The following is a 14,553-nucleotide window of genomic DNA, read 5'->3' as shown; positions in this document are numbered from 1 at the left end:
TCTGGGCCGTGTCTCAGTCCCAGTGTGGCGGATCATCCTCTCAGACCCGCTACAGATCGTCGCCTTGGTAGGCCTTTACCCCACCAACTAGCTAATCCGACTTAGGCTCATCTATTAGCGCAAGGTCCGAAGATCCCCTGCTTTCCCCCGTAGGGCGTATGCGGTATTAGCATCCCTTTCGGAATGTTGTCCCCCACTAATAGGCAGATTCCTAAGCATTACTCACCCGTCCGCCGCTAGGTCCAGTAGCAAGCTACCTTTCCCCGCTCGACTTGCATGTGTTAAGCCTGCCGCCAGCGTTCAATCTGAGCCATGATCAAACTCTTCAGTTAAAATCATTTTGTCACTTTATTCGAAGTGACCAAATCTGGCTCATCAATTTCTGACTTAAATTCGCTCAAATAAACTTCGAGTAATTTAAACCAATCAATTAATGAAAATATATTCGATTAATCAACCAGTAAAAATCCACACAAGTTGTTCTTCATAATCTCTTAATGATCTTTCCAACACCTCGTCAGTGCCAGAAGCTGGACTTAATAAACTTAACAACTCAGCACTTCGTGCTTCGTTCGTTTTCGTTTATCTCGTCGGTATGGGGTGCATTCTAGAGAAATTTAAAAGCTTTGCAAGCACATTTTATAAAGTTTTAAGAAAAAAGTACCTGTCTGGTTATTTTTAAACCAGATTGCTGCATATTTTATCTGTATTACTAAGTTTAGCTAAGTAATTATAAAAATAAAGTAGTCCACTTAGACTTTAAAACTATAAATAAAAAACCAGCCGAAGCTGGTTTTATAATCTTTTCATTTTATTGCGGTTTTTAATTGGCCTGTTCTGCCAGCCACGACATAAATTTTTGTCGTTCTGTTTTTGATGCTTGTTGCCACAGCTGAATCAGCTGCTGATCTGCACCTGCAACATTGCTAACAGTTGCAACGGGTTTGGTTGCAGTGATTGCTTGTGGACTATAGACCGCTGCTGGTTGTGTCACCGATACAGGTGCAGCCTGCGCAGATTCTGTTGAAGAAGTACTAAATAAGTTTTGTAAAATGCCACGGTTTAAATCTTTGGCTCCAGCCTGCTGCACCAGCAGCTGATTTTTCGCATCAAATAAACCGAATACCGGCTGCTTGGCAAATTCTTTAGCATCATCATGCGTTTTTGGTGGATTCACCAGCCCTAAACGGTATGTGGCTTTATCTTGTAAAACCGGAGTTTTAATATGCACGATGCCCGAACGTACAATATCGTGTGAACCAATGCCCGGATGCTCTTCAAAAAACTGTACATAACGTACGCTCAGCACATTCTCGCCAGGCTGCACGCTATAGTTATGATTACTGCTAAACAGACGGCTTTTCACTTCCTGACCATTTAAACCTTCAACCTTAATTTCTTCCGGTGCCGTAATGGTCACTGCGGAAAAAGCTGTACTACTTAAACTTAAAGCCAGTGCTGCGAAGGATAAACGTAAAGCCATGCTGTTCACTCTAGTCGATTGTTTAATTTTAGTTGCACTATGCAGCGCTGAAATGACAGTTTTATGACAAAAACTATTAAAGCCCAATTTCTCTCTTTTTAGTGGCGTTTTGCCATAAAAAAAGAGCGCTGAATGCGCCCTTTCTTTGGTTTAGCTATGCAACTTAGTGAAAAGTTTTAAAACGATCTGCATCATTCATAAATTCTTTATCACCTGCTGGTGCTTCAATTGAACCGAACACCAGTTGTGCTCTTAATTTCCAGTTGGCTGGTACATCAAAAGTCGCCGCAACTTCTTCATCAATAATCGGGTTGTAATGCTGTAGCGATGCACCAATATTGTTTTCTGCCAGCGCAATCCAGGTTGCAAACTGGGCAATCCCTGTTGAATGCTCTGACCATACCGGGAAGTTATCTGCATATAGTGCAAATTGTTCTTGCAGTGCTTTCACGACATCTTGGTCTTCATAGAATAACGCAGTACCAAAACCTGCGGCAAAGCTGCTGATTTTGCTGTCAGTTGATGCAAAGTTTTCAGCCGGCACCATTTTACGCAAGGTTTCACGTACAATTTCCCAGAATTTGGCATGTGATTCACCAAACAGAATCACCACACGTGAAGTTTGAGAGTTAAACGAAGATGGGCTTAAACGAACGGCTTCTTTAATAATTTCTTCAATTTTTGCTTCATCTAGCGCCACATTTTTACCAATTGAGTAAATGGTACGGCGTTTAAGTAAATGATCTTTAAATGACATATCTTTTTCCTTGGTATGGTCTTGTGTTTATAACAGATGGATTTATCTTAACGGCTGCCTGGGCTGGAAAATAGTCCCAGTTTTATAACAATGTGTTGCATTTATGGAACAATAACCGCGCTTATCGTAGATTTTATGAAAACAAGTTAAATTTTAAAGCGCATCAAAGCTGTCTGAGCACAATCCCTGCTCTAGGTTTATATCAGTTATTGGTTTTTTTACAGTTTAAAGGATATATAAAAAAACTCCGCAAATCGCGGAGTTTTTGAGCTGCTTATTTGTCTGTTTCAAACAGCGCGGCAACAAAGGACTTGGCTGAGAATGGACGCAGGTCATCAATTTTTTCACCCACCCCAATAAAGCGGATAGGCACATGGGTACGGCTGGCAATATTAAACAGTACACCACCTTTGGCGGTACCATCCAGTTTGGTAATAGTTAGACCGGTCAAGCCGACCGCTTCATCAAACATTTCAACCTGGTTAATCGCATTCTGACCGGTACCGGCATCTACCACCAGCATCACTTCATGCGGTGCAGTGGCATCAATTTTTTGCATCACGCGTTTAACTTTGGTCAGTTCCTGCATCAAATGACCTTTGTTATGCAAACGTCCTGCAGTATCAGCAATCAAGACATCCATACCTTTGGCACGCGCACTTTCAAAGGCATCAAAAATAACCGAAGCACTGTCTGCACCATGACCTTGTGCGACCACAGCAACATCATTACGCTCGCCCCAGATTTGTAACTGTTCAGTCGCTGCTGCACGGAAGGTATCACCAGCGGCCAGCATGACTTTCTTGCCTTCACCTTGTAAACGTTTGGCCAGCTTACCAATGGTGGTGGTTTTACCCACACCATTCACGCCCACCACCAGAATGACATACGGATTTTTATTCGAATCAATATGTAACGGTTTAACACGCGGCGCCAGTAAAGCCACCAGCTCTTCCTGCAAGGCTTTATACAGCGAGTGTGAATAAATCAGATCGCCACGCGCAGTACGTTCAGTCAGGTTGGCAATAATGGTTTTGGTGGCATCAACACCAATATCGGCCACCAGCAATTGCTCTTCAACTTCTTCTAAAAGTTCATCATCAATTTCTTTGCCACCAATTAAGATGTTGACCATCCCATCGGCAAAGTTTTTACGGGTTTTGGTTAACCCTTCTTTCATACGGCTGAAGAAACCGCCTTTTGATTTCTCTTCAGCTGCTTCTGTGGCTACAGGCGCAGAAACAGGTGCTTGTTCTACTTTAGGTGTTTCAACGATAGGTACATTTACCGCAGGTAAACTTGGTAAAGTGACATCGTCATCCCCGATATCAGCATCAATCAAAAATTTATTTTGCCCATTAGATTGCTGTTGCATGCCGAATCCTTGAAAAGCAGTGCGTTAAAAAATTGGATTCTAACATAAACTGCCCGCTTTGACTTGTCATTGCCAATCATGTGTCGCAGGCTGCAAAAAGTTACAGGATTCCCTTGCTTTCACTGCCCCGTTTCTGAAGAATGAAAGCAAATACAGATGCATTGCGGATCATCTTTGTGATACTGAACAATAAAATTTTGCCTGCTGTGGTTCATCATTTAAAACAACAACGTTTCGCCCTTACCCTACTTCTGATCGGTTTCTCATCGAGCGCTTTGGCGGCCAATACTCAAAGCGAGCTGGCACGCAGTACCGTTGAAACCACGTTAAAAAACGGTTTAAAAGTCATTATTCGTGAAGATCATCGTTCGCCAATGGTGATGACTCAAATCTGGTACAAAGTTGGTAGCAGTGATGAGTCGGGAAATTTACTCGGTATTTCCCATGCACTGGAACACATGATGTTCAAAGGCACACATAAAGTGCCGAATGATGAGTTTACCCGACTCAGCCGGATTTACGGCGGCCGGGTCAATGCCTCGACCTTTACCAATTACACCAATTATTATCAGCTATATCCAAAAACCTATTTTCCGATGGCGCTGGAGCTTGAAGCCGACCGGATGCGTAATTTATTGCTGCGCCAGCAGGATTTTGCCACCGAAATCAAAGTGGTGATGGAAGAACGGCGCCAGCGTACCGATGACAATCCGCGTGCTTTGGCTTTTGAACGGTTTAAATGGATTGCCTACCCGACCAGTCATTATCGCCAGCCAATTATTGGGCATATGAAAGATCTGCAAAATATCCAGCTGGAGGATTTACGTCAGTGGTACAAGCAGTGGTATAGCCCGAATAATGCCATTTTAATTATTGTCGGCGATGTTAATGCTGAAGCGGCTTTGCTCCAGGTACAAAAATACTTTGCCGATATTCCAGCGCGCAGCCTGCCAGCCCGCAATGATGTCCGCGAATTTGAACGTCTGGGCTATCGGCACATGGAACTGAATTTTCCGGTTCAGGTGCCGAATTTGTATATGGCCTGGAATGTCCGTTCGCTAACGACTGCGACCAATCCGCAAGATGCCTATGCGCTCACCATTATTCAGCATTTATTAGACAGCGGCATTTCTTCGCGCCTGCAGCAGCGTCTGATTCGTGAGCAAAAACTCTTAAGCGCCTTAAGCGTCAGCTATGATCCATATAATCGTGGCGACAGCCTGTTTACCATTTCAGCTTTACCGGTGGATGGCGTGGATCTGGCCGAAGCTGAACAGGCGATTCAGGCTGAAATTGAACGCCTGAAAACCGAGCTGGTGCATGAACAGGAAGTGAAACGCGTGACAGCCAAGTTTGTGTCGAATTTGCTTTATAGTCAGGATGATCTGGCTGGACAGGCCAAGATGATGGGCAATCTGGAAGTCAACGGATTGAGTTATCGCCTGATGGATGAATTACCTCAGCATTTTGAAACCGTACGCCCGCAAGACATTCAACGCGTCGCCAATGTCTATTTTGTGCGTGACAATTTGACCACGCTGTATTTGCGTCCCCATAGCAAGTCACCCTAAAGGATACCGACATGCCCTATTTCCGTTCCTGCGTTCTGGTGGCCAGCTTATTTGCGATCAGTTCTGCGCAGGCCAATGTCAATACCACCACCGAAGTGGATGAAAATCCAAATACCTTACAATCTCTGCCGCTGCTGCAAAGTCTCAGAAATATTAATCAGCAGAAATTGGATTATCGCGCGCCTTATGTGCATGACCTGAATAACCGTTATCAGGTCAGAACCCTGTTTGTGGAAACACAGGATTTGCCGATACTGGATATTCAGCTGACCTTTAATGCCGGTGCCGCACGTGATCGGGAAATTGAAAGCGGCTTATACGGCGTGGCCAATATGGCCGCCCAGCTCTTAGATGAAGGCACGCCCAAATATAATGCACAACAAGTGGCTGCCGTGTTTGAACAGGTCGGAGCGCAGTTTAGCGCGCGAGCCTATCGGGATATGTTTATTGTCAAATTACGGGTGTTGTCTGATCCGGAAAAGCTGGAACCGGCTTTAACCATGATGATGGAACTGCTCAAACATGCCACCTTTGAAAAACAGAGTATTGGCATGGTGGTCAGCAATAACCAGCTGGGGCAAAAACAGCTGAAAGAAAATCCCAGCCGGATGATGGAGATTCAGCTGTATCGCAGCTTATATGGGCAACATCCTTATGCCCAACCAATTAACGGTACCAATGGCAGTATTCAGCGGATTCAGTCCAAACATCTGCAACAGTTCCGTGAGCAGTTTCTGGTGGCACAGAATATGAATATTGCCATTACCGGAAAAATGCAGGCCAAAGCGGCTTTAAATCTGGCAGAACGCATTGCTGGCAACTTAGCGCAAGGCCAGGCGGCTGCACCACTCCCCACACCCATCACAGCAAATGGCTTTCAGATTGTACACATGCCCTATCAGTCCAGTCAGGCGCATATTGTGCTCGGTCATATTGGCACCACGCGTCATGATCCAGACCGGCTGGCTCTAGAAGTGGCCAATCGTATGCTCGGCGGTAGCGGCTTTCATTCTGTTCTGATGAAAGAACTGCGGGTAAAACGTGGCTATACCTATGGCGCATCTAGCAGCATGAGCTTTAGTCAGGCACCGGGTGTATTTCGCATCAGCTACTCAACCCAGCAAGATCAGCTGATGGACAGTATTCGTGTCGCGCATAAGGCACTGGTCGATTTTGTCCGTGAACCGATTGATCCGAAACAGCTGGAAGAAACCAAAAACGGCTTGTTAAGAGCCTATCCCAACCATTACAGCAGCAATGCCAGTATTAATGCCCAGCTCGGCAGTTTGGGATTTTATGGACAATCGGCACAGAGCCTGAGTGAATATTCAGTGCAGCTCAGTAAAATTAGCGCCGAAGATGTGCAAGCTGTGGTACGCCGGCATCTGCATCCGGAACATCTGACCGTGATTGTAGTCAGTGAAAGTTTAGATAAGGCGGCTTTAGAACAACTGTTGCAGCACAATTTACAGACCACCGGCGGTCAATCGCTTCCTCAGGTTGAAGATATTCCGGCGATTAATACGCCTCCACATCCAGGGGAGGAAGTTGTTTTGCCTGACCCAGTTCCATCTGATGGGCCTGCATCAATTTAAGATATTGCCCATAACGCACCTGTGGCTGCTGCATTAAGCGCACAGCCATCTCCTGAGTTTCAGGATACATCGACTGCTGTGACAGATACTCAATATTCTGAAATTGTACGGACCCGACCGGGCGATAAAGTGCAATGGAAGATAACAGGAGAATAATGACAATAATGCTGACCACTACCCCATTATAAATTTGCTCTAACGTGAGTCGTGATTTTAATTGAATGAATAATTGAGAAATTTTTTGTATTGCGTCATGCATAGCCTACCTCGAATAGCCGTAGTGTAGGATGCTAGCGGTATTTGCACAAGATAGATGACCCAATTTTACCCGAACTGGCGAGTAAAATTGAGCCACTGCTGCTTAAGTCATCAGCGCGCGGAATACGGTATACAGGATAATACCCGCGACAATGGCCAGCACAATGAAGATGGCAAAGATACTGACCCCTTTTTCGGCATCAGCCGGATGCAGTTCATCATCATCGGCAATGCTGATTAGCTCACCATTATAAATACGGTAGAATTCTTCACGCTGCTGTGGATCGAGTGTACTGGTAAAGTCATGCACACGTTTACGCTGCGCCAGACAATACTCACCTAAATGAATTTCCTGATGGAACACCGCCTCATCGAGTTTTTTACGGTGATGATGGGCCAGTTCGATAATCTGCTCCGCACGTAAAGGCAGATCAAAGTTAAAACCGTCTATTGTATTTGTCATGTGGCTCTCCTTTTTATGTTACCTTTCTTATATGCATATCATAATAAAATTATAGAGTGTTCAATGTTTAATCATGTAAACTTGAAATATCACGGATCTGCCCCATCTCTTAGTTGACATTTCCACGAATGTGTAATATTAGTTTAACACAACCTCGATAAACTATTATTTAGACTGGCTATACAGTCTTTATTGCGATCATAATTAAAATAAAGGAGTTTTATATGATTCAGAGTATCTCTCACCATGATCTTGAAATTGCATATGCAAATGCGGTTAACACCATTCAATCACAGATGAACTTCCAAGATGCTGTGGCTGAACTTGAACAGGTTGCCCGCGCGGGTCATGGCAAAGCCGCTATGTTCTTAGCTGAACTGTACTATCAAGGCTTCCGCGTAGAACGCGATTCACTCAAAGCACAGTACTGGCAGAATATGGCCACCATGCAAGCATAAACAGACGTCACCTAGGTGGCGTTTTTTAATGCCTGAAATTTGTTTTTTATATTTGTTTACGATTTAACGCAAAGCTTAAACGCTTTATTCATCTGAATTTCCTACAATACAGGCACCACATTAGTGTTTATATGACATGAACCAGATTAAGTCTTTAAAACCCGCTGCCCAAGATATTCACATGAAAATCAGTATTCTAAAATCAATGATGTATTGCGGGGTACTTTGGGGGCTATATCATCAGGGTTGGGCCATGACCTCCGATCAGGATGATTTTATTTTTCCCTTTTGGTTAAACGGTGTCCAAGCCTATAAATATGCCAAGAAACACTGGCCAAACTACACTCCGCGCCAGATTAGCCCGCAGGATTTTCAGAATTCCCTGCTACCGACCTTAACCCGTTTAAAAGTTACACCGGCGCTGTGTCATTGTTCCAGCCAGCAATTCAAGCTGACCACACAGCAAATGAAACACTTTTTCTTTAATGACGCCCAGTTAAAGACCGCTTAACGTAGAGATTCATGCACCATTAAACCTCAATGAAAACAATATGACTGCTGATTATGGCCTCTAATGATAAAACTATTGGCATTTTTCAAAATTGAGGTTAAGTTAGAACCCATACCAAGAACAAAAATGGCAAGGACCAGACAGAATGACCAATGTAACACACGTATTAAAAGATAAGCATAGCCAGGAAATATACACCGTTAGTCCAGAAGCAACTGTACTCGAAGCAATTTCAATTATGGCCGATAAAGGCATCGGGGCGCTTGTAGTGACCCATGAAGGCCAAGTGGTCGGGATTTTATCCGAGCGTGACTACACCCGTAAAATTGCCCTGATGGAACGCTCCTCTTATGACACCACTGTCAACGAGATTATGACCGCAAAGGTACTGACCGTGACCCAAAGCACCAGTGTAGAAGACTGTTTGAGCCTGATGACCGATCGTCATTTACGTCATTTACCGGTAGTAGAAAATGACAAACTGGTCGGACTGGTGTCGATTGGCGACTTGGTAAAAGCAGTAATGGATGATCAACGTAAACTGATCGACCAGCTACAACAATATATTGCCAGCTAAACAGACAATATAAAAAACAAAAAAACTCTCCTTCAAGAGAGTTTTTTTATGGCTAGCCTTTTAAAAAACGATCTTTTTTAAAACTGCTCGTTTAAAAGAGACTAAACAGGATTAATTCAAGCCCAGCTTGTGTGCCACATAGTCCGCATCTTTGTCACCGCGACCAGACAGGTTCACCACAATATTGGTGTCTTTGGACATTTTTGGTGCTTCACGCATTGCCCATGCGACCGCATGCGAGCTTTCCAGTGCCGGCACAATCCCTTCAACCCGTGATAGCTGAATAAAGGCGTCCAGACACTCCTGATCAGTAGCAGTGGTATATTCGACACGACCAGCATCTTTCAGGAAGCTATGCTGTGGCCCTACACCCGGATAATCCAGCCCAGATGCAATCGAGTGTACCGGGAGCGGCTCACCCTGCTCATCTTCCAGCACATAACAGGCCATACCGTGTAACTGACCCGGTTTACCTAAGGTGAGGGTTGCAGAGTGCATATCGGTATTCAGGCCATGACCGGCTGGCTCAACACCAACCAGTTTTACTTCCGGATCATTCAGAAACGCGGTAAAAGCGCCCACAGCATTAGAACCACCACCGACACAAGCCACAATATAATCCGGCTGTGCACCAAAACGTTCCTGCGCCTGAACTTTAATTTCATCACCAATAATGGCCTGGAAATCACGTACCATCATCGGGAATGGATGCGGTCCCACCACCGAACCAATCGCATAAATATAGTTTTTCGGATCTTTTAAGTATTCTTCGAAGGCGCTGTCTACCGCATCTTTTAAGGTTGCAGTGCCGCGGGTCACGGAAATCAGCTTGGCGCCCAGAATTTTCATTTTTACGACATTGGGATGTTCTTTCTCAATATCGACCTGACCCATGTGAATTTCGCATGGAATACCGACCAGGGCACAGGCGGTTGCCAATGCCACGCCATGCTGACCAGCGCCAGTTTCGGCAATGACTTTGGTTTTGCCCATATATTTGGCCAGCAAGGCTTCACCTAAACAATGGTTAATTTTATGCGCGCCGGTGTGATTTAAATCTTCACGTTTTAAATAGATTTGTGCCCCGCCCAACTGCTCAGATAAACGCTTGGCATGAAATAGCGGACTTGGACGACCCACATAATGTGCGAATAGCTCAGCCAGTTCCTGCTGAAATTCCGGAGTCTGACGAATTTCTTCGTAGGCCACTTTAATATCATCCATCGCCGCTTTCAGATGCGGTGGAATAAACTGCCCGCCATATTCACCAAAAAAGCCATCTTCATTGGGTAAGGCAATGCCATTCATCTGAGAGTTCATGCAGTATTCCTTCTATTTTATGAAGCTTAACGCGCCAAATAACGGGTTAAATCTTCAATCCCCTTTAACGTCATGGGATACATATGATTTTCAAAAATTTGCTGAATTAAACCGATGGTCTGGGTGTAGTGCCAATATTGCTCTTGTTCCGGGTTCAGCCAGGCGGTTTTATCAAAATGCTGGCGTAAACGGCGCAACCACACCTGCCCGGCCTCATCATTCATATATTCCACTGAACCCCCAACGGCATTCAGCTCATAAGGTGCCATACTGGCATCCCCGACCACAATGACACGATAGTCGCGTCCGTAGGTGTTGAATAAATCCCAGGTATTCATACGGGTGTGTGAACGGCGTACATTGTCTTTCCAGACATAATCGTACAGGCAGTTATGAAAATAAAAATATTCCAACGTTTTAAATTCGGTTTTGGCCGCACTAAACAGCTTTTCACACTGGGCGATGTGCGCATCCATGGAGCCGCCGACATCAAACAGCATTAACACTTTAACCCGGTTACGCCGTTCGGGTACCAGTTGCACATCCAAAATGCCCTGTTTGGCGGTTTCACGAATGGTGCCATCGACATCTAATTCTTCAGCCGCGCCCTGACGGGCAAACTTACGCAGACGGCGCAGCGCCATTTGCATTTGCCGTGAACCGAGCAGCTGGTCATCATCCAGATTACGGTATTGACGCTGTTCCCAGACTTTAACCGCTGAACGTTTACGGCCCGGCCCGCCTATACGCACCCCTTCAGGATGATCACCATAGGCACCAAACGGCGAGGTTCCACCGGTCCCAATCATGCGGTTACCGCCCTGATGCTTTTTATGCTGTTCGCGTAAACGCTCTTCCAGCATTTTCATCAGCTCTTCCAATGAACCGGCTTTTTTCAGTTCTTCGCGCTGCTCTGGGGTTAAATGCTTTTCCAGTAGCTCCAGATCGAACCAGTCTTTGGGTAATTTATGGACTTGATTGAGCAATTCATCCAGATCAAAGGTCGAGATACCATCAAAGTAATCTTTCATGGCCCGGTCAAACTTGTCAAAAAAGCGTTCATCCTTGACCATAATGGTTTTGGCCAGATGATAAAACTCATCTTGATTGGCAAAGACCAGACCTTCTGCCACTGCACGGTTCAGGTCAATCAGTTCACGAGTGGTGACCGGGACGCCGTATTTTCTTAAGGTATAAAACAATCGCACAAACATGTGGCGATTACTCCCTTAACGACGAGCCATAAAGGCTAAGCGTTCCAGTAACTGAACATCCTGCTCGTTTTTAATCAGCGCACCGTACAACGGTGGAATGGCTTTGGTTTTGTCAGCATTACGCAGAATATCGTCCGGCATGTCATCCGCCATTAACAGACTCAGCCAGTCAATCAGCTCAGAGGTTGAAGGCGGTTTTTTCAGGCCCGGAATCTGGCGTAGTTTAAAGAACACCTGTAAGGCTTCTGACACCAAAGTCGTGGAGATATTCGGGAAATGCACATTGATGATGTCGCGCATGGTGGCTTCATCAGGGAAATCAATATAATGGAAGAAACAGCGACGCAAGAAAGCATCGGGCAGTTCTTTTTCATTATTGGAAGTGATGATCACAATCGGACGCTGCGTTGCGCTAATGGTTTCGCCAGTTTCATAAACGAAAAAGGACATTTTATCCAGCTCATGCAGCAAGTCGTTTGGAAACTCGATATCGGCCTTGTCAATTTCATCAATCAGCAGTACACAGCGCTCTTCACTGCTAAACGCTTCCCACAGTTTGCCCGGCTTGATGTAGTTTTTAATATCATAAACCCGGTCATCCCCCAGCTGGCTATCACGTAAACGCGACACGGCATCATATTCATACAGGCCTTGCTGGGCTTTGGTGGTCGATTTGATATGCCAGGTAATCAGTTTCAGTCCCAGGCTTTGCGCGACCTGCTCGGCCAGTAAGGTTTTACCGGTACCCGGTTCACCTTTAATTAACAGGGGCTTTTGTAAACGACGTGCCGCCTGCACCGCCAGCTTTAAGCTGTCAGTGGCGATGTATTGATCAGTACCAGTGAAGTGTTGTGTATCTACAGACATGAGATAACCTTATTTCAATTTAAACTTATTTTTGTAATTAAAGCGCTGTGCTGTTGTTCTTGGCAGCAAGACCTGCCTTACGCTGGCTATATTTAGACCAGAAATAACCAACCACCAGTCCTAAACCAATCACCACCAGAATGGCAGATAAATTGGACCAGACCAGCGGCATTTCCTTGGTTAATACACCAAACAGCAAACCAAAGGTGGCCGGTGCAATACCTGCATTATGCCCTTCGGAAATGGTAGGCGTCAGCAAGATAGCAAAGACCACAATCCAGCTTACGCCGCCAAGTGGATGAGGCAGACGTTTGGCAATTTCATACCAGCACCATAAAATAATCAGGCTACCCAATAGATAGACCGTAACGGCAATGGTATTTTCAGGAATTGATTCTAAAAAAGTCATTAAATTTTCCATCACTCAACTCCTGAATTTAACTTAGGCACCGCGTAAGCCTTCTGGCTCAACCGCATTCGGATTAATTAAACCTTCTGGCGGCATTTGAATAAAGAAGCCTTTTGTTTGAATCGAATCCATGACATGCAGAATATTGGCCCGCGCGAGTTTACGGTTTTCATGCAATTCTAAATCCATGACAAACGTTGCACGACCAAATGCAGTACGCAGTACTTCCGGTACCACTTCAAGCGGATCTGCCGCTTCTGCTTGATCATCTTGGCTTTCAATACGAGCGACATAAAGATACATTTCATCTTTTTTGCTCGATTTATAAATTGAACAGAACATATTCAGCACAATACTCGTTTAACTCAGGCCAAAGCATACATCAAAAAAAAGACGGATACATTAGTGATTATTAACGCATCAGTCGTGATTGTGTACAAATCATAATTCTGGCAGCAGTTTGCTGTTTTTTTAATCCATCACTTTCATATGATTGGATAAATACTGCTGATCTTGATGCAGCACTTCAATCAGCGGCTTGGTCAGCAGATCATAACGCCAGCCCAATAAATAGCTTGGTAAATCCTGCTCATCATTTTTAAATACCACATGCTGATACAGGGCATTCAGCCATTTTTTCCGCATCAGCACTTCTTTAGGGATGCCGGTTTCATTGACGCCGCGTTGAATCACCTGCTCAATGTGCTGCCCGACTTCTTTGGAAGAATGGCGAATTGGACGCGCCATGCGCAGCGGCCAATGCTCTGGATCGGGTAGGAATTTCAACAGGTCTAAAATAGTTTTGCCATGTTCACGTAAAATATTCGGACGGATTTCCTTCACGTGTGACAGCTGGAAATTATTTTTCGGATTTTTTTCAACCAGATCCAGTAAGGTGGTATTTTTCAGAATAAAGCTGCGTGGCTGGTTTAAAGCCTTAACCATCTGTTCACGCCAGACCACCAATTGCTGCAACTGCATGAGCTGACGGCGTGAATGGCGGTAATTACCGACATCCTGATACAGACGCTCTAGCGGTGTATCTTCCCCAATTTCCTGGGTTAAATGACGGCAGTCTTCTACCACCAGATTCAGTAACGATTTTTGCTGCAAGTCCTGCTGTACTTTTTCTGCCAGTTGCATTAAATACAGCACATCATTGGCTGCATATTGCAACTGTTCCGGTGATAATGGTCGCGCCAGCCAGTCCGAGCGGGTCTGGTCTTTGTCAATATCGACCTCTAGCACCTGCTTTAGAGCATTCTGATAGCTGACCTGCAGACCATAGCCCAAAAAGGACATGCCAACCTGGGTATCAAATACATTTTTCAGTGATTTTTGCTGGGCATAATGATAGATCAGGTCGATATCTTCGCCGCAAGCATGGAAAATATTCTGCTGCGCCTGGAAGATTTTTTCCCAGAACGCCGAAAGATTCAGCGTTGTTCCATCCAACAAATAAACTTTTCCTGCGACATTAATCTGGAACACCCCCAATTTGGGCCATAAGGTATCAACCTTGATGAATTCGGTATCCAGTCCATAGGTAGAGTTTTGACTCATTAATGTTAAAACATTTTCAAAGTCTTGTTGCTGTTGAATAAATTGGAACATAGCAGAGAGAGTCGTTAAAGTTTCTCAAGGGGTATTTTAACCAATAAATATAATTTAGCTATAAAAAAATAAAACTTACGG

Annotated in this window: 16 protein-coding genes and 1 rRNA gene; 5 read left to right on the top strand and 12 right to left on the bottom strand. The window is 44.8% G+C overall.

What is annotated here, in order from left to right; all coding sequences use genetic code 11:
- The 4 genes from FTT64_RS05785 to ftsY form a co-directional block, all read right to left on the bottom strand.
- Positions 1 to 332: ribosomal RNA gene (locus FTT64_RS05785) — 16S ribosomal RNA — on the bottom strand; the annotation flags it as partial.
- A gap of 491 nt (positions 333 to 823) precedes the next feature.
- Positions 824 to 1,483: a DUF2057 domain-containing protein gene (locus FTT64_RS05780; RefSeq protein WP_168390612.1), complete on the bottom strand. Its 660-nt coding sequence runs from the start codon at positions 1,481 to 1,483 to the stop codon at positions 824 to 826.
- A 163-nt stretch (positions 1,484 to 1,646) separates the two neighbouring features.
- Complete coding sequence (locus FTT64_RS05775; protein WP_016658994.1) at positions 1,647 to 2,240, bottom strand: nitroreductase family protein; 594 nt, start codon at positions 2,238 to 2,240, stop codon at positions 1,647 to 1,649.
- Positions 2,241 to 2,514: 274 nt separating this feature from the next.
- Entirely contained in the window at positions 2,515 to 3,615 is a 1,101-nt protein-coding gene (gene ftsY / locus FTT64_RS05770) for a signal recognition particle-docking protein FtsY (protein ID WP_016658995.1), read from the bottom strand.
- A gap of 254 nt (positions 3,616 to 3,869) precedes the next feature.
- Between ftsY and FTT64_RS05765 the strand changes: the two genes are divergently transcribed.
- The gene (locus FTT64_RS05765) at positions 3,870 to 5,186 is read left to right on the top strand and encodes a M16 family metallopeptidase (RefSeq protein ID WP_373685925.1); all 1,317 of its coding nucleotides are present in this window, start codon (positions 3,870 to 3,872) and stop codon (positions 5,184 to 5,186) included.
- Positions 5,187 to 5,197: 11 nt separating this feature from the next.
- Positions 5,198 to 6,781 carry a pitrilysin family protein gene (locus tag FTT64_RS05760; RefSeq protein WP_180182130.1) on the top strand — a complete coding sequence of 528 codons (1,584 nt, stop codon included), beginning with the start codon at positions 5,198 to 5,200 and terminating at the stop codon, positions 6,779 to 6,781.
- On the opposite strand, the gene FTT64_RS05755 is transcribed toward FTT64_RS05760, so the two are convergent.
- Together FTT64_RS05755 and FTT64_RS05750 are read right to left on the bottom strand one after the other, a co-directional pair.
- Positions 6,705 to 7,040, bottom strand: coding sequence for a hypothetical protein (locus FTT64_RS05755; protein ID WP_005178398.1), 336 nt, complete (start codon positions 7,038 to 7,040; stop codon positions 6,705 to 6,707). The two genes, FTT64_RS05760 and FTT64_RS05755, sit on opposite strands and share 77 nt — an antisense overlap.
- A 102-nt stretch (positions 7,041 to 7,142) precedes the next feature.
- Entirely contained in the window at positions 7,143 to 7,502 is a 360-nt protein-coding gene (locus FTT64_RS05750) for a hypothetical protein (RefSeq protein WP_005178401.1), read from the bottom strand.
- 224 nt (positions 7,503 to 7,726) lie between these two features.
- Between FTT64_RS05750 and FTT64_RS05745 the strand changes: the two genes are divergently transcribed.
- The 3 genes from FTT64_RS05745 (at position 7,727) to FTT64_RS05735 (ending at position 9,048) form a co-directional block, all read left to right on the top strand.
- Positions 7,727 to 7,960: a hypothetical protein gene (locus tag FTT64_RS05745; RefSeq protein WP_005178404.1), complete on the top strand. Its 234-nt coding sequence runs from the start codon at positions 7,727 to 7,729 to the stop codon at positions 7,958 to 7,960.
- A gap of 136 nt (positions 7,961 to 8,096) precedes the next feature.
- Positions 8,097 to 8,471: a DUF2750 domain-containing protein gene (locus FTT64_RS05740; protein ID WP_005178408.1), complete on the top strand. Its 375-nt coding sequence runs from the start codon at positions 8,097 to 8,099 to the stop codon at positions 8,469 to 8,471.
- A gap of 145 nt (positions 8,472 to 8,616) precedes the next feature.
- Entirely contained in the window at positions 8,617 to 9,048 is a 432-nt protein-coding gene (locus FTT64_RS05735) for a CBS domain-containing protein (protein WP_016658998.1), read from the top strand.
- A 111-nt stretch (positions 9,049 to 9,159) separates the two neighbouring features.
- Here FTT64_RS05735 and trpB read toward each other — a convergent pair whose 3' ends face one another.
- From trpB to FTT64_RS05705, 6 genes are all read right to left on the bottom strand, one after another.
- The gene (gene trpB / locus FTT64_RS05730; RefSeq protein WP_180182129.1) at positions 9,160 to 10,368 is read right to left on the bottom strand and encodes a tryptophan synthase subunit beta; all 1,209 of its coding nucleotides are present in this window, start codon (positions 10,366 to 10,368) and stop codon (positions 9,160 to 9,162) included.
- Positions 10,369 to 10,394: 26 nt separating this feature from the next.
- Positions 10,395 to 11,582 carry a VWA domain-containing protein gene (locus FTT64_RS05725; RefSeq protein WP_005178414.1) on the bottom strand — a complete coding sequence of 396 codons (1,188 nt, stop codon included), beginning with the start codon at positions 11,580 to 11,582 and terminating at the stop codon, positions 10,395 to 10,397.
- Between the two features lie 15 nt (positions 11,583 to 11,597).
- Positions 11,598 to 12,449 carry a MoxR family ATPase gene (locus FTT64_RS05720; protein ID WP_045795395.1) on the bottom strand — a complete coding sequence of 284 codons (852 nt, stop codon included), beginning with the start codon at positions 12,447 to 12,449 and terminating at the stop codon, positions 11,598 to 11,600.
- A gap of 37 nt (positions 12,450 to 12,486) precedes the next feature.
- On the bottom strand, positions 12,487 to 12,870 hold the full coding sequence (locus FTT64_RS05715) for a hypothetical protein (RefSeq protein WP_045795396.1): 384 nt from the start codon (positions 12,868 to 12,870) through the stop codon (positions 12,487 to 12,489).
- A 21-nt stretch (positions 12,871 to 12,891) separates the two neighbouring features.
- Positions 12,892 to 13,200: a YcgL domain-containing protein gene (locus tag FTT64_RS05710; protein ID WP_005178417.1), complete on the bottom strand. Its 309-nt coding sequence runs from the start codon at positions 13,198 to 13,200 to the stop codon at positions 12,892 to 12,894.
- A 129-nt stretch (positions 13,201 to 13,329) separates the two neighbouring features.
- A complete protein-coding gene (locus FTT64_RS05705) occupies positions 13,330 to 14,472 on the bottom strand; it encodes an HRDC domain-containing protein (RefSeq protein WP_104472778.1) in 1,143 nt (380 codons plus the stop codon).
- Between the last annotated feature and the right edge of the window lie 81 nt (positions 14,473 to 14,553).

This window comes from Acinetobacter sp. Q186-3 (assembly GCF_013420655.1).
Taxonomy (GTDB): domain Bacteria; phylum Pseudomonadota; class Gammaproteobacteria; order Pseudomonadales; family Moraxellaceae; genus Acinetobacter; species Acinetobacter indicus.
The sequence above is the reverse complement of the archived record's forward strand: the minus strand, read 5'-3'. Positions and strand labels throughout refer to the sequence as shown.

Coding starts and splice junctions, on each gene's coding strand:
- FTT64_RS05780 (WP_168390612.1), bottom strand. CDS start 1,483: ATGGCTTTACGTTTATCCTTCGCAGCACTGGCTTTAAGTTTAAGTAGT.
- FTT64_RS05775 (WP_016658994.1), bottom strand. CDS start 2,240: ATGTCATTTAAAGATCATTTACTTAAACGCCGTACCATTTACTCAATT.
- ftsY (WP_016658995.1), bottom strand. CDS start 3,615: ATGCAACAGCAATCTAATGGGCAAAATAAATTTTTGATTGATGCTGAT.
- FTT64_RS05760 (WP_180182130.1), top strand. CDS start 5,198: ATGCCCTATTTCCGTTCCTGCGTTCTGGTGGCCAGCTTATTTGCGATC.
- FTT64_RS05755 (WP_005178398.1), bottom strand. CDS start 7,040: ATGCATGACGCAATACAAAAAATTTCTCAATTATTCATTCAATTAAAA.
- FTT64_RS05750 (WP_005178401.1), bottom strand. CDS start 7,502: ATGACAAATACAATAGACGGTTTTAACTTTGATCTGCCTTTACGTGCG.
- FTT64_RS05745 (WP_005178404.1), top strand. CDS start 7,727: ATGATTCAGAGTATCTCTCACCATGATCTTGAAATTGCATATGCAAAT.
- FTT64_RS05740 (WP_005178408.1), top strand. CDS start 8,097: ATGAACCAGATTAAGTCTTTAAAACCCGCTGCCCAAGATATTCACATG.
- FTT64_RS05735 (WP_016658998.1), top strand. CDS start 8,617: ATGACCAATGTAACACACGTATTAAAAGATAAGCATAGCCAGGAAATA.
- trpB (WP_180182129.1), bottom strand. CDS start 10,368: ATGAACTCTCAGATGAATGGCATTGCCTTACCCAATGAAGATGGCTTT.
- FTT64_RS05725 (WP_005178414.1), bottom strand. CDS start 11,582: ATGTTTGTGCGATTGTTTTATACCTTAAGAAAATACGGCGTCCCGGTC.
- FTT64_RS05720 (WP_045795395.1), bottom strand. CDS start 12,449: ATGTCTGTAGATACACAACACTTCACTGGTACTGATCAATACATCGCC.
- FTT64_RS05715 (WP_045795396.1), bottom strand. CDS start 12,870: ATGGAAAATTTAATGACTTTTTTAGAATCAATTCCTGAAAATACCATT.
- FTT64_RS05710 (WP_005178417.1), bottom strand. CDS start 13,200: ATGTTCTGTTCAATTTATAAATCGAGCAAAAAAGATGAAATGTATCTT.
- FTT64_RS05705 (WP_104472778.1), bottom strand. CDS start 14,472: ATGTTCCAATTTATTCAACAGCAACAAGACTTTGAAAATGTTTTAACA.